This is a genomic window from Cellulomonas endophytica (genome assembly GCF_004123805.1).
Lineage (GTDB): Bacteria > Actinomycetota > Actinomycetes > Actinomycetales > Cellulomonadaceae > Cellulomonas > Cellulomonas endophytica.
Genome location: NZ_RWJX01000018.1, coordinates 1 through 15,214, shown reverse-complemented (window position 1 = coordinate 15,214; position 15,214 = coordinate 1). Strand labels below are relative to the sequence as shown.

The following is a 15,214-nucleotide window of genomic DNA, read 5'->3' as shown; positions in this document are numbered from 1 at the left end:
TGCTCACCGGCACCGGGCTCGGGCGGCGCCGGCCGGGCTGCCGGAGCGGTGCCGTGGCTCAGCGCCCCACCACGTCCGCCAGCCATCGCGCCGGGGTGGTGGTGCCGCGGTCGGCGTCGGGCCCCGGCAGGAGCGTCCCGTCGCGGAACGCCCGCCCGAGCGGCCCCGGCACGGTGACGGGCACGACGGGGCCGCGGCGCCCCGCGCGGCGCGCCCACGCCCGGACGAGGCCGGCCATCCGCACCTCCTGCGGCCCGGCGAGGTCGCGGGCCCGTCCCGCCGGTGCGGCCACCGCCAGCGCGAGGAGACGCCGCGCCACCTCCGCCGCCGCGACGGGCTGCGAGCGCATCACGGGGACGGGGTGCACCGGGCCGACCGCCAGCGCGGCGTGCACCTGAGGCGCGAACTCCAGGAACTGCGTGGCGCGCAGCAGCGTCCAGGGCACCGGGCCCGCCGCGACCAGCCGCTCCTGCTCGACCTTCCCTGCGTAGTGCCCGTACGGGGCCCGGTCGCAGCCGACGACGGACAGGGCGACGTGGTGGCCGACCCCGGCCGCCGCCCCGGCCTGCAGGAGGTGCGCGGTCACGGCGCCGAAGAAGCGGCGGCTCGCCGCCGTCGACGTCGAGGTCACGGAGGACACGTCCACCACCGCGTCCACGCCCGCCAGCCGCTCCGCGAGGCCCGCGCCCGTGGCCGTTCCCGTGCCCGTGCCCGTGCCCGTGCCTGCGACGAGGTCGACCCCGCTCGAGCGCGTGAGGACGACGACGTCGTGCCCGTCGGCCCGGGCGGCGTCGACGACGAGCCGGCCGACGGTGCCGGTCCCCCCGGCCACGGCGAGCCTCACCGGGCCACCTCCGCCGCCGGCGCGGTGGTGCCGGCGCGGGCCGGCCGGCGGCCGGGGAGCAGCAGCGCCGCCGCGAGGAGGAGCGTGCCGCCCAGCGCGACGGTCTGCGCCACCGCGTCGGCAGGACCGAGGTGGTCGAGGTGGGCCACGTGGTAGGCCAGGTGGGGCACGGAGTGCACGACCCAGGCGAGGGCGACCGCGGTCGTCGTGCCGCGCGCGGGGCGCAGCGTGGCGACGGCGCCCGCCGCCGCCAGCGCGAGGTGGAGGGTGCCGACGTCGCGGACGAGGTGCTGGTCGTACGGGCCGTCCTGCGCCACCCACGGGCCGAAGGGGCCGGGGAAGGACGCGTGGAACGAGGCCGGGAGGACCGCGGCCCAGAGGCCGACGTACAGGCCGACGAGGACGAGGGCGCCAAGCAGGAGCCGGCGGGTGGTGGAGGTCATGCCCCCTCCGACGAGGCAGGCGGCCCTCGTGTGAGGTCACCCCTCGGCCGGCCCGGTACGACAGGGCCGCCGGAGGTCCCGCGGGTGCGGGACCTCCGGCGGCCTCGGGGCGTGCGTCCTCAGCCGATGCCGCGGAACGCGAACCGGAACGTCAGCTCCCGGCCCGTGGGCAGGAGGTACTCCGGGTGGGTGCGCGCCCCCCAGGAGTCGTCCCCGCCGACGCCGCGGCGCTGGAGCGCCGGGCGCAGCACCGTCCGGTGGACGGGGGGCAGCTCGTTCGGGTGCGCCGCGTTCTCGATCTCGAACGGCGTCCACGGCAGGGCCGACAGCTCCATGCCGCCGGTCGGGCCGGGCTCGCCGACGTGCTCGAGCCGGATCCCCACGCCGTCGTCGTCCGTCACCTCGGCCCACCGGACGCCCGTGCGGCTGCCGGACTCCTGCGGGCGCAGGTAGCGGGTCAGCGCCGTGCGCACGTCGAACGCGTGCACGCCCAGGCGGGCGCCCGCCCGGCGGTCGACGTAGCACTCCTCGGGGCCCTCGCCGTAGAACCGCACCCGGTGCAGGTCCGGGTCCGTGGTGAGCAGCATGCCCATCTCCGGCATGTCCCCGAGCCCCTCGCCCGGCCGCACGACCTGCGTCACCTCGACGCGGCCGGTGCCGTCGACCCGGTACGTCACGTCGCAGGCGCTCGCGGGCGACGTCGGCAGCACGTACCGGAAGGTCAGCTCCACGGCGTCGTCGTGCCGCACGAGCGCGGGCTGCGGGACGTCGGGGGCGAGGGCCGGGTACCGGCTCGCCAGGAGCCAGGGACCGTCCTCCCCCGGGCCGCCGTAGCCCCGCTCGTTCGACGTGGGCGCGTGCCAGAAGCTGGGCTGCGGCACGGAGCGGACGAGCTCGAGCCCGCCGCCCGTCGCGGTGCCCGGACCCGTCCGGTAGGACAGCAGCCCGCCGTGCAGCCGGGAGAACAGGGCGCTGAAGCCCTCGCCGTGGACGCCGACGTTGTGGATCCCGTCGACGACGGTCGGCGCGGGGCCGGCGGCCGCGGCGGTGCGCGCGGGCGCGGCGACCCGGACGACGGCCTGCTCGTGCGCGACCTCGTGGCCGGCGTCGGCCCACCGGGTGGCGGCCCGCAGGCGGAAGGACACGTCGACGGTGTACTCCCCCGGGTCGCCCGGCACCTTGACCGGCAGGGCGTAGACGCCCTGCTCGCCCGGGGACACGTCCGTGTCGAGCGTCTGCTCGTCGAGCACCTGCCCCTCGCGTGCGAGCGTCACGACGCACGCGTGGGCGGACGAGGACGTGAACAGGTGACGGTTGTGCACGACGACGCCCGCGTCCGGCCCGTCGGCGCGCAGCTCCAGCCGGTAGGGCTGGTAGAGGTAGCGCACCTCCTGGACGATCGGCTTCGGCGTGTGGTCGGCGAAGAGGATGCCGTTGCCGGAGAAGTCCGCGTCGTGCGGGGTGTCGCCGAAGTCCCCGCCGTAGCCGTCGAACGTCTGCCCGTGGCGGTCGGTGACGGGCAGGGCCTGGTCGGCGAAGTCCCAGATGAACGCACCCTGGAAGAGGCGGTCCCGGTAGGCCAGGTCGAGGTACCTGCCGACGGCGCCGAACGAGTTGCCCATGGCGTGGGCGTACTCGCAGAGGATGACCGGCTTGTCGCGGTGCTCGGCCAGGAACGCCTCGACCTCCGCCGCCGGCGTGTACATCGTGCTGACGACGTCCGTGGTCGCCGGGTAGCGCGGGTCCCAGTGCACGCCCTCGTAGTGCACGGGGCGGTCGTCGACGGACCGGAACCAGTCCGCGACCGCGAGGAGGTCCGTGCCGCCGTACGACTCGTTGCCGCAGGACCACATCACGACGCTCGGGTGGTTCTTGTCGCGCTCGAGCATGTTCGCGGCGCGGTCGAGCAGCGCCGGCAGCCACTCGGGCCGGTCGCCCGGCAGGGCCTCCTCGAGGGGCGCGTCCTGGCGCCGGATCCGGTCCCACATCGCGTGCGACTCGAGGTTCATCTCGTCGATCACGTACAGCCCGTACTCGTCGCACAGGTCGTAGAAGAACCCGTTGTTCGGGTAGTGGCTGGTGCGGACCGCGTTGATCCCGATCCGCTTCATGAGGACGAGGTCCGCCTCGGTCTCCTCGCGGGTCATGACCCGGCCGTGCGCCCCGAACTCGTGGCGGTTCACGCCCGTGAACACCACGCGCCGGCCGTTGACCGCCAGGACGCCGTCCTCGATGCCGAAGCGCCGCACGCCCACGCGCAGCGGCACGACCTCGGTCACGGCGCCGCCGGCGTCGCGCACCTCGAGCCGCAGGTCGTACAGGTGCGGGTCCTCGCCGCTCCACAGGTGAGGGTCGGGGACCTCGACGACGAGCTCGCCGTCCGGGCCGGGCACGAGCGGCCCGACGCCGTCGAGCACCGCGGTCACGGAGCCCTCCCCCTGCAGGGCCACCCGCACCCGGACGACCGCGCGGTCGAGCCCGGGCGCCACGTCCGTCACGACCCGGACGTCCTCGGCGTGCACGGCCGGCCGGTGGCGGAGCACCACGCTGCGGAAGAGGCCGGAGAACCGGAAGAAGTCCTGGTCCTCGATCCACGAGCCGGACGTCCACATGGGCACCTGCGCCGCGAGGGTGTTCTCCCCCTCGACGAGGGCGTCCGTCACGTCGAACTCCGACGGCGTGAACGTGTCCGCCCCGAAGCCGACGTAGCGGCCGTTGACCCACACGGCCACGGCGCTCTCGGCGCCGTGGAAGGTGATGCTCACGCGCTCGCCAGGCGCCGGGGTCCGGTCGAGCCGGAAGGTGCGCACGTAGCTGCCGACGGGGTTGCTGCGCTGCGGGACCTGCCCGGGCTCGAGCGTCTCGTGCCCGTCCCAGGGGTACTGCACGTTGACGTACTGCGGCCGGTGGTAGCCCTGCAGCTGCAGGTGGCCCGGGACGGTCACCTCGTCCCAGCCGCTGCGGTCCAGGCCCGGGTCCTCGAAGCCCGGCAGGACCGCGCCGGGGTTCTTGGCGTAGTGCAGGCGCCACGTGCCGTCGAGGCTCTGCTCGAAGGAGCTGGTGCCGAGGGCGGCCTCCTCCGCCGAGGCGAACCACCGGTGGTCGGAGTGCGGGGCCAGGCGGTGCTCGGCGACGTAGCGCGGGTCGGCGGTGCGGTCGAGGCTGAAGGTCACTTGATGGCTCCGGTGATGCCCTCGGCGAAGCTCTTCTGCAGCGCGAGGAAGACGAGCATGGCGGGCAGGGAGGCGATGAGGACCGCGAGCATGAGCATCCCGTAGTCGGTGACGTAGCCGGCCTGGATGTTCGTCAGGAGCATCGGCAGGGTCTGCACGTCGTTGTTGACGAGGACGACCTTCGGCCACAGGAAGTTGTTCCACGCGGTCATGAAGGTGATGACGGCGGCGGCCGCGAACGTGGGCTTCATCGTCGGCAGGTAGATCCGCAGGAAGATCTGCAGCTCCTTGAGCCCGTCGATCCGGGCGGCCTCGATGACCTCGTGCGGGAAGGACCGCGACGCCTGCCGGAACAGCAGGACGAGGAACGGGGTCGAGATCGCGGGGAGCACCACGGCGATCCAGCTGTTCACGAGCCCGAGGTCCGCGAACATGCGGAACAGCGGGATCATCGTCGCGGCGAACGGGATCATGATCGCCAGGAGCAGCAGGCCCATGAACCGGTCCTTGGCCTTCGTGTGGAAGACCTCGAAGCCGTAGCCGGCGATCGACGTGACCAGCAGCGCCAGCACCGTGGTGCCGACCGCGATGATCGCCGAGTACCAGAGCGCCGTGCCCAGCGGCTGCGCCCCGAGCAGGGACCGGAAGTTCTCGAGCAGGTGGGTGCCCGGCAGCAGCTTGGAGGCCAGGACCTCGTTGCTGGAGTTCGTCGCCGAGACGACCATGAAGTAGAGCGGGAACACCGAGGCGACGGCTGCCAGGGTCAGGAAGAGGTACCCCGGGACCTTCTGCATGGACCTAGTCACGCTTGTCACCGACCTTGAGCTGCACCACGGCGAGCGCGGCGACGATGATGAGGATCACGTAGGAGATGGCCGACGCGTAGCCGAAGTTCGGGCTGTTGCGGAACGACACCATGTACAGGTAGTGCGAGATGGTCATCGACGTGTTCGCGGGGCCGCCGGCGGTGAGGGCGTAGGACTCGTCGAAGAGCTGGAGCGTGCCGTTCGTCGACATGATCGCGGTGAGCAGGATCATGGGCTTGAGCTGCGGCACGGTGACGTACCAGAAGGCCTTCGCCGAGCTGGCGCCGTCGATCTTGGCGGCCTCGATCGTCGAGCGGTCGATGGTCTGCAGCGCGGCCAGGTAGAAGATCATGTTGTAGCCCGTCCAGCGCCACAGCAGGCCGAGCACGAGGACGAACCGGGCCGTGCCCGTCTCGCCGAGCCAGTTCACCGGCGAGTCGATGAACCCCATGCCCTGCAGCAGGTCGTTGACGAGGCCGTCGTTGGCGAACATCGTCCGGAAGACGAGGGCGTAGGAGACGAGCCCGACCGCGCTGGGCAGGAAGATCGCGGTGCGCCACAGGCTCTTGTACCGCAGGTTCGGGTTGTTCAGGAGGTTCGCCAGGACGAGCGCCATGATGAGCATGAGCGGGACCTGGATGATGAGGTAGAGGAACGTGTTCTGGAGCGTGAGCTTGAACGTCTCGTCCTCGAGCAGGCGCGTGTAGTTCGACCACAGCGGCTCGGCGAAGCTCAGCCGCGTGCCGCGGCCGGTCTGCAGCGACAGGATCGCCGCCTGGATCATGGGCCAGAAGCTCAGCCAGAGGATGAGCAGCGACGCGGGGAGCAGGAACACCCAGCCCGTGAGGCTCTTGCGGCGCTCGAGCCGCGAGATCTTCGGACGGGGCGCCAGGGGCGCAGGGACGGTGCCGGCGACGGGAGCGTCTCCCGGGACGGACCTCTGCGCCGTTGCAGTCGGACGAGCCACGGCGGACCCACCTCTCAGGTGTGCGCGGGACGGGGGCACGGGGGTGGGTCAGGTCAGGAACCCATCGCGAACTCGACGGTGGACTGCGCCTCCGCCAGCGCGGACTCCGGGTCGGCCCCGTTCATGATGTTCGTGATCGCGACGCTGACGGCGTCACGCCCCTCGTAGTAGTAGGCGCCGGTGTTGTTGCTCGGCACCTGCTCGGCGAAGCCCACGACCTTGCTGTAGACCGCGTCGCCGCCGAAGAACTCCTGCGGCTCGCCGTAGACGTCGCTCTCGCTCGCCGGGATCCAGTTCGCCAGCGCACCCGCGGTCGGCAGGATCGTGTCGTAGAGCTCGGCCGAGCCCGCGAACGTCTTCGCCAGGAAGTCCTGCGCCAGCTCGACGTCCGCGTTGGAGCTGATGGCCCACGAGGAGCCGCCGTTCGCGGTGTAGTGGGTCGCGCCCTCGACGCCGTCGAGCATCGGCACGTTCGTGACGGCCCACTTGCCGGCCTGGTCCTCCGCGCTCTGGATGGAGCCGAGGATCCAGACGCCCTGGACCGTCGCGGCGACGGTGCCGTTGACGAGGGTGTTGATGAACTCGTCCCAGGTGTTGACCTCGATGTAGACGCCGCTCTCCACGAGGCGCTGGTACGTGTCGATCGCCGCCAGCAGGGCGTCGTTGTCGACGATGGTGGGGTTGCCCTCCTCGTCGAAGAGGCTCGCGCCGGCGCTCTGCAGCATCATCACGGGCATGTCGGAGGAGCCGGCCTGGCCGGAGAGCAGGGGCTGCCCCGTCTTGGCCAGGACGTCCTCGCCCAGGGTGATGAACTCGTCCCAGGTGATGTCCGTGAAGTCGTCGACGGTGTAGCCGGCCTGCTCGAGCACGTCCGTCCGCAGCGCGGTGATCGCGGTGCCGTTGTCGAAGGGCACCCCGTAGTTGACGTCGTCCACCGTGGAGTACGCCACGACGGACTCGGGGAACTCCGAGAAGTCGACGTCGCTGCCCGACAGGTCGCTGAACAGGTCGGGGTAGTTGATGACGTTCTTCTGGAACGCGTTGTTCTGCATGAGGAAGATGTCGGGCAGCTCGCCCGTCTCCTGGGACTGCGCGAGCGTCGTCAGGCGCGTCTGCACGTCCTCCCAGGGGACCTCCTGGACCTCGAGCGTGAAGTCCGGGTTCTCCTTCTGGTAGACCTTCTCGGCCTCCTCCAGCGCGTAGATGTTGAAGGCCGGGTCCCAGGCCCACACCGTGAGGGTGTTGTCGCCGTCGCCCCCGCCGCCGCCCTCGCCCGAGCCGGTGTCGTCGCCACCGCCGCCGCCGCACGCGGCGAGGGCGAGCCCGAGCGGCAGCACCGCTGCCATGACGCGGATCGTGCGTGCAGATGTCCTCATGGAGGCCGTCTCCTTCTGGTGTGTGTCGCGTCCTCGCGTGCCACGCCCGCGCCGGTTGCCGCGGACCGGTGCCCGGGCAGCCCTGCCCGCGCACCCTGACCTGCTCCTGACGTCGTCGTCCCGAATGGTGACGTGAACATAGCAGCGGGGGACGCTCGCGCCGCAACCCCCCCAGATCACGCTCGGGTAACGATGCGGCCGCCCGCGGCACGCGTCACCCCTCCGGATGGTGACGTCGCCATCCGGAGGCCCCGCTCGGTCTAGCATCGCCGCCATGTCCACACCGACGACGGCGCGGCGGCGGTCCACCGGCCCCTCGATCGAGGACGTGGCGCGCCTGGCCGGGGTCTCGGCGCAGACGGTCTCCCGCGTGGCGAACGGCGCCGCGGCCGTGCGGCCCGTGACGCGGGACCGCGTGCTCGAGGCGATGGGCCAGCTCGGCTACTCCCCCAACCGCGTCGCGCGGGCGCTGCGCAGCGGGCGGTTCGGGACCATCGGGCTCCTCGCGCACGCGTTCGACCGCACGGGCGAGGCGGGGGTCACGGAGGCGGTGCTCGAGGCGGCCGAGCTCGAGGACTACACCGTCACCCTCATCCACGTCCGGGCCCCCGGCGCGGCGGACTGGGTCCACGCCGCCCGGCGGCTCTCGCAGCGGGCGGTCGACGGCCTCGTCATCATCCGCGCCGAGGAGAGCACGCCCGAGACCCTCGTGCTGCCGCCGGGGCTGCCCGTCGTCGCCTCGTACTCCCGGCTCGTCGGCCACTACCCCGCGGTCGCCGCGGACCAGGTGCAGGGCGTGCGCGACGCCGTCGACCACCTGCTCGGGCTCGGCCACCGCACGGTCCACCACGTCGCGGGCCCGGCCTCCTCCGAGCCCGCCATGGTGCGCACGGGCGCGTGGCGCCGCCGGCTGCAGGAGGCCGGCCTCACCCCGCCCCCGCCGTGGCCCGGGGACTGGACGCCGCGGTCGGGCTACGCGGCGGGGCAGCGCATCGCGCAGGACCCGGACGTCACCGCCGTGCTGTGCGCGAACGACGAGACCGCCTTCGGCCTCGTGCGGGCGCTGCACGAGCACGGGCGGCGGGTCCCCCAGGACGTGTCGGTGGTCGGCTTCGACGGCATCGCGCTGTCGGAGTACAGCGCGCCGCCGCTGACGACCGTGCAGCAGGACTTCCACCGCATCGGCCGCGAGCTCGTCGACCTCCTGCTCGTGCAGATCCGCGGCACGGGCACGCCGGGGCTGGACCCCGTCATGGTGCCGACCCGTCTCGTCGTGCGGGCCAGCTCCGGACCTCCGCCGGCCTGACCTCCGCCGGCCCGACCCCCGCCGGCACGGCCCCCCGTCCGACGAGGGCGCCGGGCGCGCGCCGGCGGTCAGGACGCGCCGGGCGGCACGACGAGGGCGAGGACCAGCCCGGCGGTGTACGCCAGCGCGAAGAGGGCCGGCACCAGCGCCTCCACGTGCCCGACCGGCCGGTAGCGCGCGGGGTCCCGGCCCGCGCCGAGGGCCCGCCACTCCGCCCGCCACCACGGGGACAGGGGCAGCACCTCCTCGATCGCCCCGATCACCACGTACTTCGCCGCGTTGAGCTGGCGGTAGGCCCGCAGCACCGAGAACCACGCGAGGCACTGCGCCAGGAGGGCCACCCAGGGCACCACGAGCGTGGCCGGCACGTCGGGCCGCACCTCCGCCCCGAGGACGCCGACGGCCGTGACGACCGCGGTGTTGAGCGTGAGGAAGAAGGAGTTGGCCGTCGCCCGCCGGGCGCTCACCCGGTCCGCGCCCTCGACGTAGGCGTCGTACTGCGCGAGCACCGCGTCCCGGGTGGCGGGCGGCAGGTCGTCCCAGGCCGCGGGGGGCGCGCCCGACCACAGCGTGCCGCGCACCTCCGCCACCGGGGGCGGGGCCGCCGTCCGCACCCACCGGTCCCACACGGAGCCCCGCCCCTCGTCGGGCCCGTCGGGTGCCCCGTGCGCGCTCACGGGCACGTCGCCACATCCTCGGCGGGCAGGCCGAGCTCCGCGAGCTCGGGGGGCGTGAGCGTCCGGCCCGCCGCGCGGCAGGCGAGGTCCGCGAGCGCCGCGGGGTCGAGCAGCCAGGGCGTCACCGCGCCGTCCTGCACGACGAGCGCGGCGCGACCCCGGTCGGCGAGGAGCAGCCCGCGCACGGCGGAGCGCCCGTCGTTCTCCCGGAGCCGCTCGCGGGCGGTGAGCGGGCGCCCCACGGGTCGCTGCCCGGCCAGGTCCGTCTGCACCACCCGGCCGTCCTGCCCGCCGCTGAGCAGGCGTCCCCGTGCCGGGTCGTGGGCGAACCACCAGACGGCGTCGTCGTGCCCCACGACCGTGACGTCGCGGGTGGTGTCGCCCCCGAGGTCGAGGACGCGCGGCGGCGCCCCGCGGTCGTGCCCGACGGCGAGGGCGTCGTCGCCCACCCACGCGAGCGCCGTGGCGACGACCCCCGTGCCCAGGTCGCGCGAGCGCAGCGCGGCACCGTCCGCCACGCGGCGCTCCGCCACGCCGGCCGACGCGTCCGCGAGCGCCAGGCGCGTCCCGTCCTCGGAGAGCGCCAGGGCGCGCACCGGCGGCGCCGGCACCGCGAGCGGCGGGGGCGGGGCGCCGCAGCCCCCGACGTCGAGGAACCGGACCACCGACCCCTGGGCGACCGCTGCCAGGCACGTCCCGACCGCGACCGCGTCGGCCCCCTCCGCGAGCGGGACCGGCGCGGGCCCGCCCACGGCCCACAGGGCGGCGGGCCCGCGGTCGAGCTGGGGGCCGCCGGTCTCGACGACCGCGCCGCCGCCGGCCCACCAGGCCCGGCGGGCGCCCCGCGGGGCCGGCACGGGCTCCTGCCCGGTGCGGCGGAGCCAGCCGGCCGCGGTCACGACGGCGACGGGCCCGTCCCCGGCGACGAGCGCCGCCACGGCCTCCCCGTCCGTGCCGGGCACCGCCACCGCGGGCGCCACGACGGACCGCGCGCCGCGGGTGTCCCACAGGACGGCGGTGGTGTCGTCGGCGGACACCACGGCTCCCCCGCCGGTCGTCGTGAGCCCGCGCACGTCCCCGGCGTGCCCCGTGAGCGGCTCGCCGCGCGCGGCGCCCGTGACCAGGTCCCACTCCCGCAGGTCGCCGTCGGCGCCGGCGGACCACAGGACGGGCGCCCCCGGCTCGACGGCCAGGGCGGTGACGGCGCCGCCGTGCGCGCCGAGCCGCCCCGCGGGGACGAAGGCGCCGGCCGCGGGGTCGAGCGCCCACCGGGCGATCTCGGGGTCGCTGCCCGCGCCGAGGAGCTCGAGGGCGCCGTCCGCACCGTCCGCACCGTCGGCACCGTCGGCACCGTCGGCACCGTCGGCGCCGCCCGCGTGGAAGGCGAGCACCTCCTGCGTGGGCGTGCCCGGCGGCACCTCGACGAGGCGCTGCGTCCCCGCGGGCCGCCCGTCGACGAGGGGGTGCACGAGGACCCCGCCGGCGGAGGCGTCGGCCGCCCAGGTGCCGTCGGGCGTGGCGACGAGGGACGTGACCCGGTCCGGGTGCTGCGCGACGGGCTCGGGGGGCGCCAGTCCGTCGCCCGCCGCGGCGGCCCACAGGACCGCGCCGTCCGCGTCCCCCAGCAGCAGTCCGCCGGGCAGGGACACCACGGCGGTGATCTCCGTCCCGTGCGCGACGAGCCGGACCGCCCCGCCGTCGAGCGCGACGTCGCCGGCGTGGTGGACGAGGGCGCCGCCCTCGCCGGTGACCCCGCTGAAGGCGACCCGGTCGGCTCCCGGCACGGCCCACTGCTCCCGCACGGACACCGGCACCGGCAGCGGCGTGGCCGCCCGGGTGGCCAGGTCCACGCGGGCCAGGGAGCGGTCGGGGGTGACGACGACGCCCGTCCCCGGCGCGACGAGCCGCAGCGTCGGCCAGCGCTGGTCGTCGCCGGTGACGTACCGCAGCGGGCCGCGCGGCGCCGTGAGGGCGTCGAGCAGCGCCGCCTCGGTGTCCACGCCGGCCCGCAGCCGCCAGGCCCGGGCCGCCGCCAGCAGCGCGAGGTCCCGCCGGCCCGGCACCGCCTGCCCCGACTGCGCCGCCACCCGCACGGCCTGCGCCTCCGCGCGCGCCTCCTCGGCCCGGGCCCGCTGCACGAGCGCGAGCGAGCCGAGCACGACGGCCGTGACGGCGAGCAGCACGGTGAGCAGCACGGCGCCGGAGCGCACGCGGCGCACGCGCTCGCGCCGGGCGCCGGCCCGGACGAAGTCCCCGACGACGCCCTCGCGACGGTGCAGCCCCTCCGCCAGCGCGCCGGCGAGCCGGGCGCCCCCGACGAGGAGCGTGGCGTCGGCGCGGCCGCCGGCGGCCCACGCCCGGGCGGTCTCCTCCACCGCGCGCCGGTCGGCGTTGCGGCGCCCCTGGTCGCGGATCGTCCGCTCCAGGGGCTCCCAGCGGAGCAGGTGTTCGTGCGTGACGTCGACGAGGTCCGTCCCGCCCGGCACCTCCACGACGTCCAGGACGTCGTCGACGGCGAAGGACGTGCGGTAGACGAGCAGGCCGCGGTCGCGGAAGGCGTCGAGCCAGGTGCGCTCCCGGTCGCTGAACGACGCGACCGGGAGCGGGTCGCGCGTCGGCGGGAGCGTGTCCGCGGACGCCAGCCGCGACAGGGTCCGCAGCACCTCCTCGCCGGTGGTCGGGGAGCCCTCGCCGCCGGCGACCCGCGTCAGGCCGCGCAGCGCCGCCCCGGCCTGCCCGGCGAGGACGCCCTGCACGCCGCCGAGGCGGTCGAGGCTCTCCTCCCGCAGCGCCCCGGCCACGCGGTCCCGGTCGAGCCACAGCAGGTGCAGCGTGTAGGCCAGCAGCGGCAGGGCCTCGCCGGACCCCGTCTCGGCGACGAGCCGGTCGACGAGGGCGTCCGGCACGTCGAGCTGCGCCTGCCGCGCGGGGAGCCGGACGACGTCGACGAGGTCGCGCCGCTCGACGAAGGGCACGTACACGTCCACGGGCGCCTCGACGAGGGCGGCCACCGCCGCGCGGTGCTCGCTGCGCACGACGGCCAGCACGGACCACCCGTCGGCGACCGCCCGCCCCAGCCACCCCTCGACCCCGGCGCGGGCGGCCGCGTCGAGCGCCGCCAGCTCCTCCGCCTGGTCGAGGACGACGAGCCCGGCGCCGGGGGCCGGCCCGGGCGCGTCCGCCGGCGTCCGGGCGAGCCCGCGGGGCTGCACGGCGTCCAGGACCGTCCAGCCCCGCCGGCGCAGCTCGGGGACGAGCCCGGCCCGCACGAGCGAGGACTTGCCCGAGCCCGACGGCCCGCTGAGCACGACGTGCTGCACCGTCCGCTCCAGGCGGGCGCGGTCGACCTCCTCCCGCACCCGACGCAGCACCGCCGAGCGCCCCAGCACCGCCTCGTGCCCGGCCGTCAGGGGCTGCAGGCCGGGCCACGGCACGAGGTCCGGCGGCACCGCCGCCCCGCCCGCGGCCTGCCCGAGGAGCGCGTCCACCGCGGCGAGGACGGCCTCGACGGGCTGCTCCAGCGGCACGGCGTGCACGTGGGCGACGACGGGGTTGACCGGCGCCCCCGGCCGCACGAGCAGGGGTAGCACGGGCCGCCCGAGCAGCACCGCCATGCCGAGCTCCGCGCTGCACCACACGGAGTGGGAGCCCTCGTCGGCGAGGAGCACGACGAGGTCGCTGCTCTTCACCACCCGTCGGATCCACGCCCGCCAGTCCGTGCCGCCCGCCGGCCCGGCGGCCGCGTCGCTGGACAGGAACAGCCGGTCCCCCGGGCGCGCGGCCGTCCACTCCGTGCGCAGGCGGGCGGCGCGCTCGGCGTCGGCGGCCTGGTGGCTCACGAGGACGAGGCGCACGTGGGGTCCGTCCCCGGGTCGCTCACCCGGTAGTCCCGGACCGTCGGCCGGTCGGCCGACGTGAGCGTCTGGCCCTGGGACAGGTACCCGACCCGGACGACGTGCAGCCCGGCCTCCGCGTCCTGGTCGACGCGGATCGTCACCCGGACCTCGCGGGCGCTGTCGTAGTCCCGCTCGGCGCTCAGGCCGGCGCCGTCGTCCAGCACGTCCAGCGCCCACAGGTCCGACGTGGTGCCGGTCGCCACGAGCACGAGGGCGCCCTCGACCGTGGTCCCCGGCGCGTAGCACCCCGGGGACCGCGGCTCCTGGGCGACCTGCCACGACAGGTGCTGGGAGGCGCGGAAGGCGATGTGGATGCGGGCGTCGAAGGGTCGGTGGCCCGCGTCCCCGGGGGCCGTGACCCGCAGCACGCACGCGTCGCCGATGTCGCCGCTGTAGGAGATGCCGCCCTCGTCGGCTCTGCAGGAGCCCGACTCCGGCGCGACGACCACGGGCGCTCCCGTGTCGACCGCCACCGGCTCCGGGTCGATGGTGATGCTCGAGAAGGTGACGGACAGCGCGTGCTCCCCCGTGATCCGCACGCGACCACCGGGCAGGGCGAGCTCGACCGCCTGGGCCGGCAGCTCCGGGCTCGCGGTCGCGGAGGAACCGGTGCCCGGCGTCGTGCCCGTGCTCGGCGTCGCGGAGCCGGTGCCCGGGGTCGAGCTGGTCCCGGGCGACGAGCCGGTCCCGGGCGACGAGCCGGTCCCGGGCGTCGAGCCGGTCCCGGGCGTCGAGGTCGAGCCGGGCGTCGCTCCGGTCGTCGCTCCGGGCGTCGCTCCCGTCGCCGAGGCGGACGGCGTGGAGGCCGACGGCACGGCGGGTGCGCCGGACGCGGACGCGGTGCCGCTCGGACCGCCGCCATCGCCGCACGCCGCGACCAGGGGCAGGAGGAGGCCGACGACGACCGCGGCGGCCGCCCCCCGGCGCGCGGACCCGAGCCGGCTCCCCCTCGCGGTCCGGCCCGCGCCCCCCGGGGCGGTCCCTACGGCGTCGAGGCGCACGGCGGCACCTCCGTCGGGTCGCCGACGCGGTAGTCGCGGTCGGTCGGGGCGTCGGACGAGGTGAGGGTGCCGCCGCCGATGCTGTAGCCGAGCCGCAGGTCGTACCGACCGGGGGCGGCGTCGTCCGCGACGCGGACGGTCACCCGCACCACGGTCTCGTCGTCCTCGGCGGCCCGGTCCCACCGCAGCTCGGGATCGTTCCGCACCACCTGCAGGTCCCGCAGGGTCGTCGTCCCGCCGGCCACGGCGAGCACGAGGTCGCCGACGACCTGGCCCGGCGCGTAGCAGCCCGGCGACTCGGGCTCGGCCGTGACCCGCCAGGACAGGTGCTGCCCGGCGCGGAACCGGATCGTCAACCGGGCGTCCAGCGCCGCGTGGCTCGCGTCACCCGCCGCCACCACCCGCAGGACGCAGGTGTCCCCCACGCCGCCGTCGAGCTGGAACGAGCCGTCGCCGATGTCCGAGCACACCCCGCCCTCGACGGAGAGGCCCACGGCGGAGCCGGTGTCGAGGGCCACGGGCTCCGGCCGGTACTGCACGAAGGTGATCTCCGTGACGACCTCCTGGTCGCCGGCGAGGACGACGGTGTCGCCCTGCGGGGTGACCACGCGCACGCGCTGCGCCGGCGGGCCGGGGTCGGGCCCCGGTCCGGGGTCCACGGGCCCGGGGCCGGGTCCGGCGGGGCCCGGGCCGGGCGCGGCGGGGCCGGGCCCCGGTCCGGCGGG

At 75.8% G+C, this 15,214-nt stretch carries 11 protein-coding genes; 1 reads left to right on the top strand and 10 read right to left on the bottom strand.

Features of this window, described 5'->3' with window-relative positions; all coding sequences use genetic code 11:
* Nucleotides 1-58: 58 nt before the first annotated feature.
* The 6 genes from EJA20_RS07525 to EJA20_RS07500 form a co-directional block, all read right to left on the bottom strand.
* Entirely contained in the window at nt 59-844 is a 786-nt protein-coding gene (locus tag EJA20_RS07525; protein WP_129337542.1) for an SDR family oxidoreductase, read from the bottom strand.
* Entirely contained in the window at nt 841-1,287 is a 447-nt protein-coding gene (locus EJA20_RS07520) for a hypothetical protein (protein ID WP_129337541.1), read from the bottom strand. The genes EJA20_RS07525 and EJA20_RS07520 overlap by 4 nt, the downstream gene beginning before the upstream one ends.
* 119 nt (nt 1,288-1,406) lie before the next feature.
* Nucleotides 1,407-4,460, bottom strand: a complete 3,054-nt coding sequence (gene lacZ, locus EJA20_RS07515) for a beta-galactosidase, LacZ type (RefSeq protein ID WP_129337540.1) — start codon at nt 4,458-4,460, stop codon at nt 1,407-1,409.
* A complete protein-coding gene (locus EJA20_RS07510) occupies nt 4,457-5,254 on the bottom strand; it encodes a carbohydrate ABC transporter permease (protein ID WP_129337539.1) in 798 nt (265 codons plus the stop codon). Before EJA20_RS07510 ends, lacZ begins: the two co-directional genes overlap by 4 nt.
* Nucleotides 5,255-5,258: 4 nt before the next feature.
* Complete coding sequence (locus tag EJA20_RS07505; protein ID WP_240675176.1) at nt 5,259-6,233, bottom strand: carbohydrate ABC transporter permease; 975 nt, start codon at nt 6,231-6,233, stop codon at nt 5,259-5,261.
* A 53-nt stretch (nt 6,234-6,286) separates the two neighbouring features.
* Nucleotides 6,287-7,579, bottom strand: coding sequence for an ABC transporter substrate-binding protein (locus tag EJA20_RS07500; protein WP_240675175.1), 1,293 nt, complete (start codon nt 7,577-7,579; stop codon nt 6,287-6,289).
* Between the two features lie 304 nt (nt 7,580-7,883).
* Between EJA20_RS07500 and EJA20_RS07495 the strand changes: the two genes are divergently transcribed.
* Nucleotides 7,884-8,915, top strand: a complete 1,032-nt coding sequence (locus tag EJA20_RS07495; RefSeq protein WP_129337537.1) for a LacI family DNA-binding transcriptional regulator — start codon at nt 7,884-7,886, stop codon at nt 8,913-8,915.
* A 68-nt stretch (nt 8,916-8,983) separates the two neighbouring features.
* On the opposite strand, the gene EJA20_RS07490 is transcribed toward EJA20_RS07495, so the two are convergent.
* The 4 genes from EJA20_RS07490 to EJA20_RS07480 all read right to left on the bottom strand — a co-directional run.
* The gene (locus EJA20_RS07490) at nt 8,984-9,592 is read right to left on the bottom strand and encodes a RipA family octameric membrane protein (RefSeq protein WP_205687412.1); all 609 of its coding nucleotides are present in this window, start codon (nt 9,590-9,592) and stop codon (nt 8,984-8,986) included.
* A complete protein-coding gene (locus tag EJA20_RS07485) occupies nt 9,589-13,446 on the bottom strand; it encodes an nSTAND1 domain-containing NTPase (RefSeq protein ID WP_164983878.1) in 3,858 nt (1,285 codons plus the stop codon). Before EJA20_RS07485 ends, EJA20_RS07490 begins: the two co-directional genes overlap by 4 nt.
* Nucleotides 13,428-14,027 carry a hypothetical protein gene (locus tag EJA20_RS18630; RefSeq protein WP_164983877.1) on the bottom strand — a complete coding sequence of 200 codons (600 nt, stop codon included), beginning with the start codon at nt 14,025-14,027 and terminating at the stop codon, nt 13,428-13,430. Before EJA20_RS18630 ends, EJA20_RS07485 begins: the two co-directional genes overlap by 19 nt.
* A 443-nt stretch (nt 14,028-14,470) precedes the next feature.
* Nucleotides 14,471-15,214, bottom strand: a 744-nt coding sequence (locus EJA20_RS07480; protein WP_205687411.1) for a hypothetical protein, incomplete at its 5' end; no start/stop codon positions are given.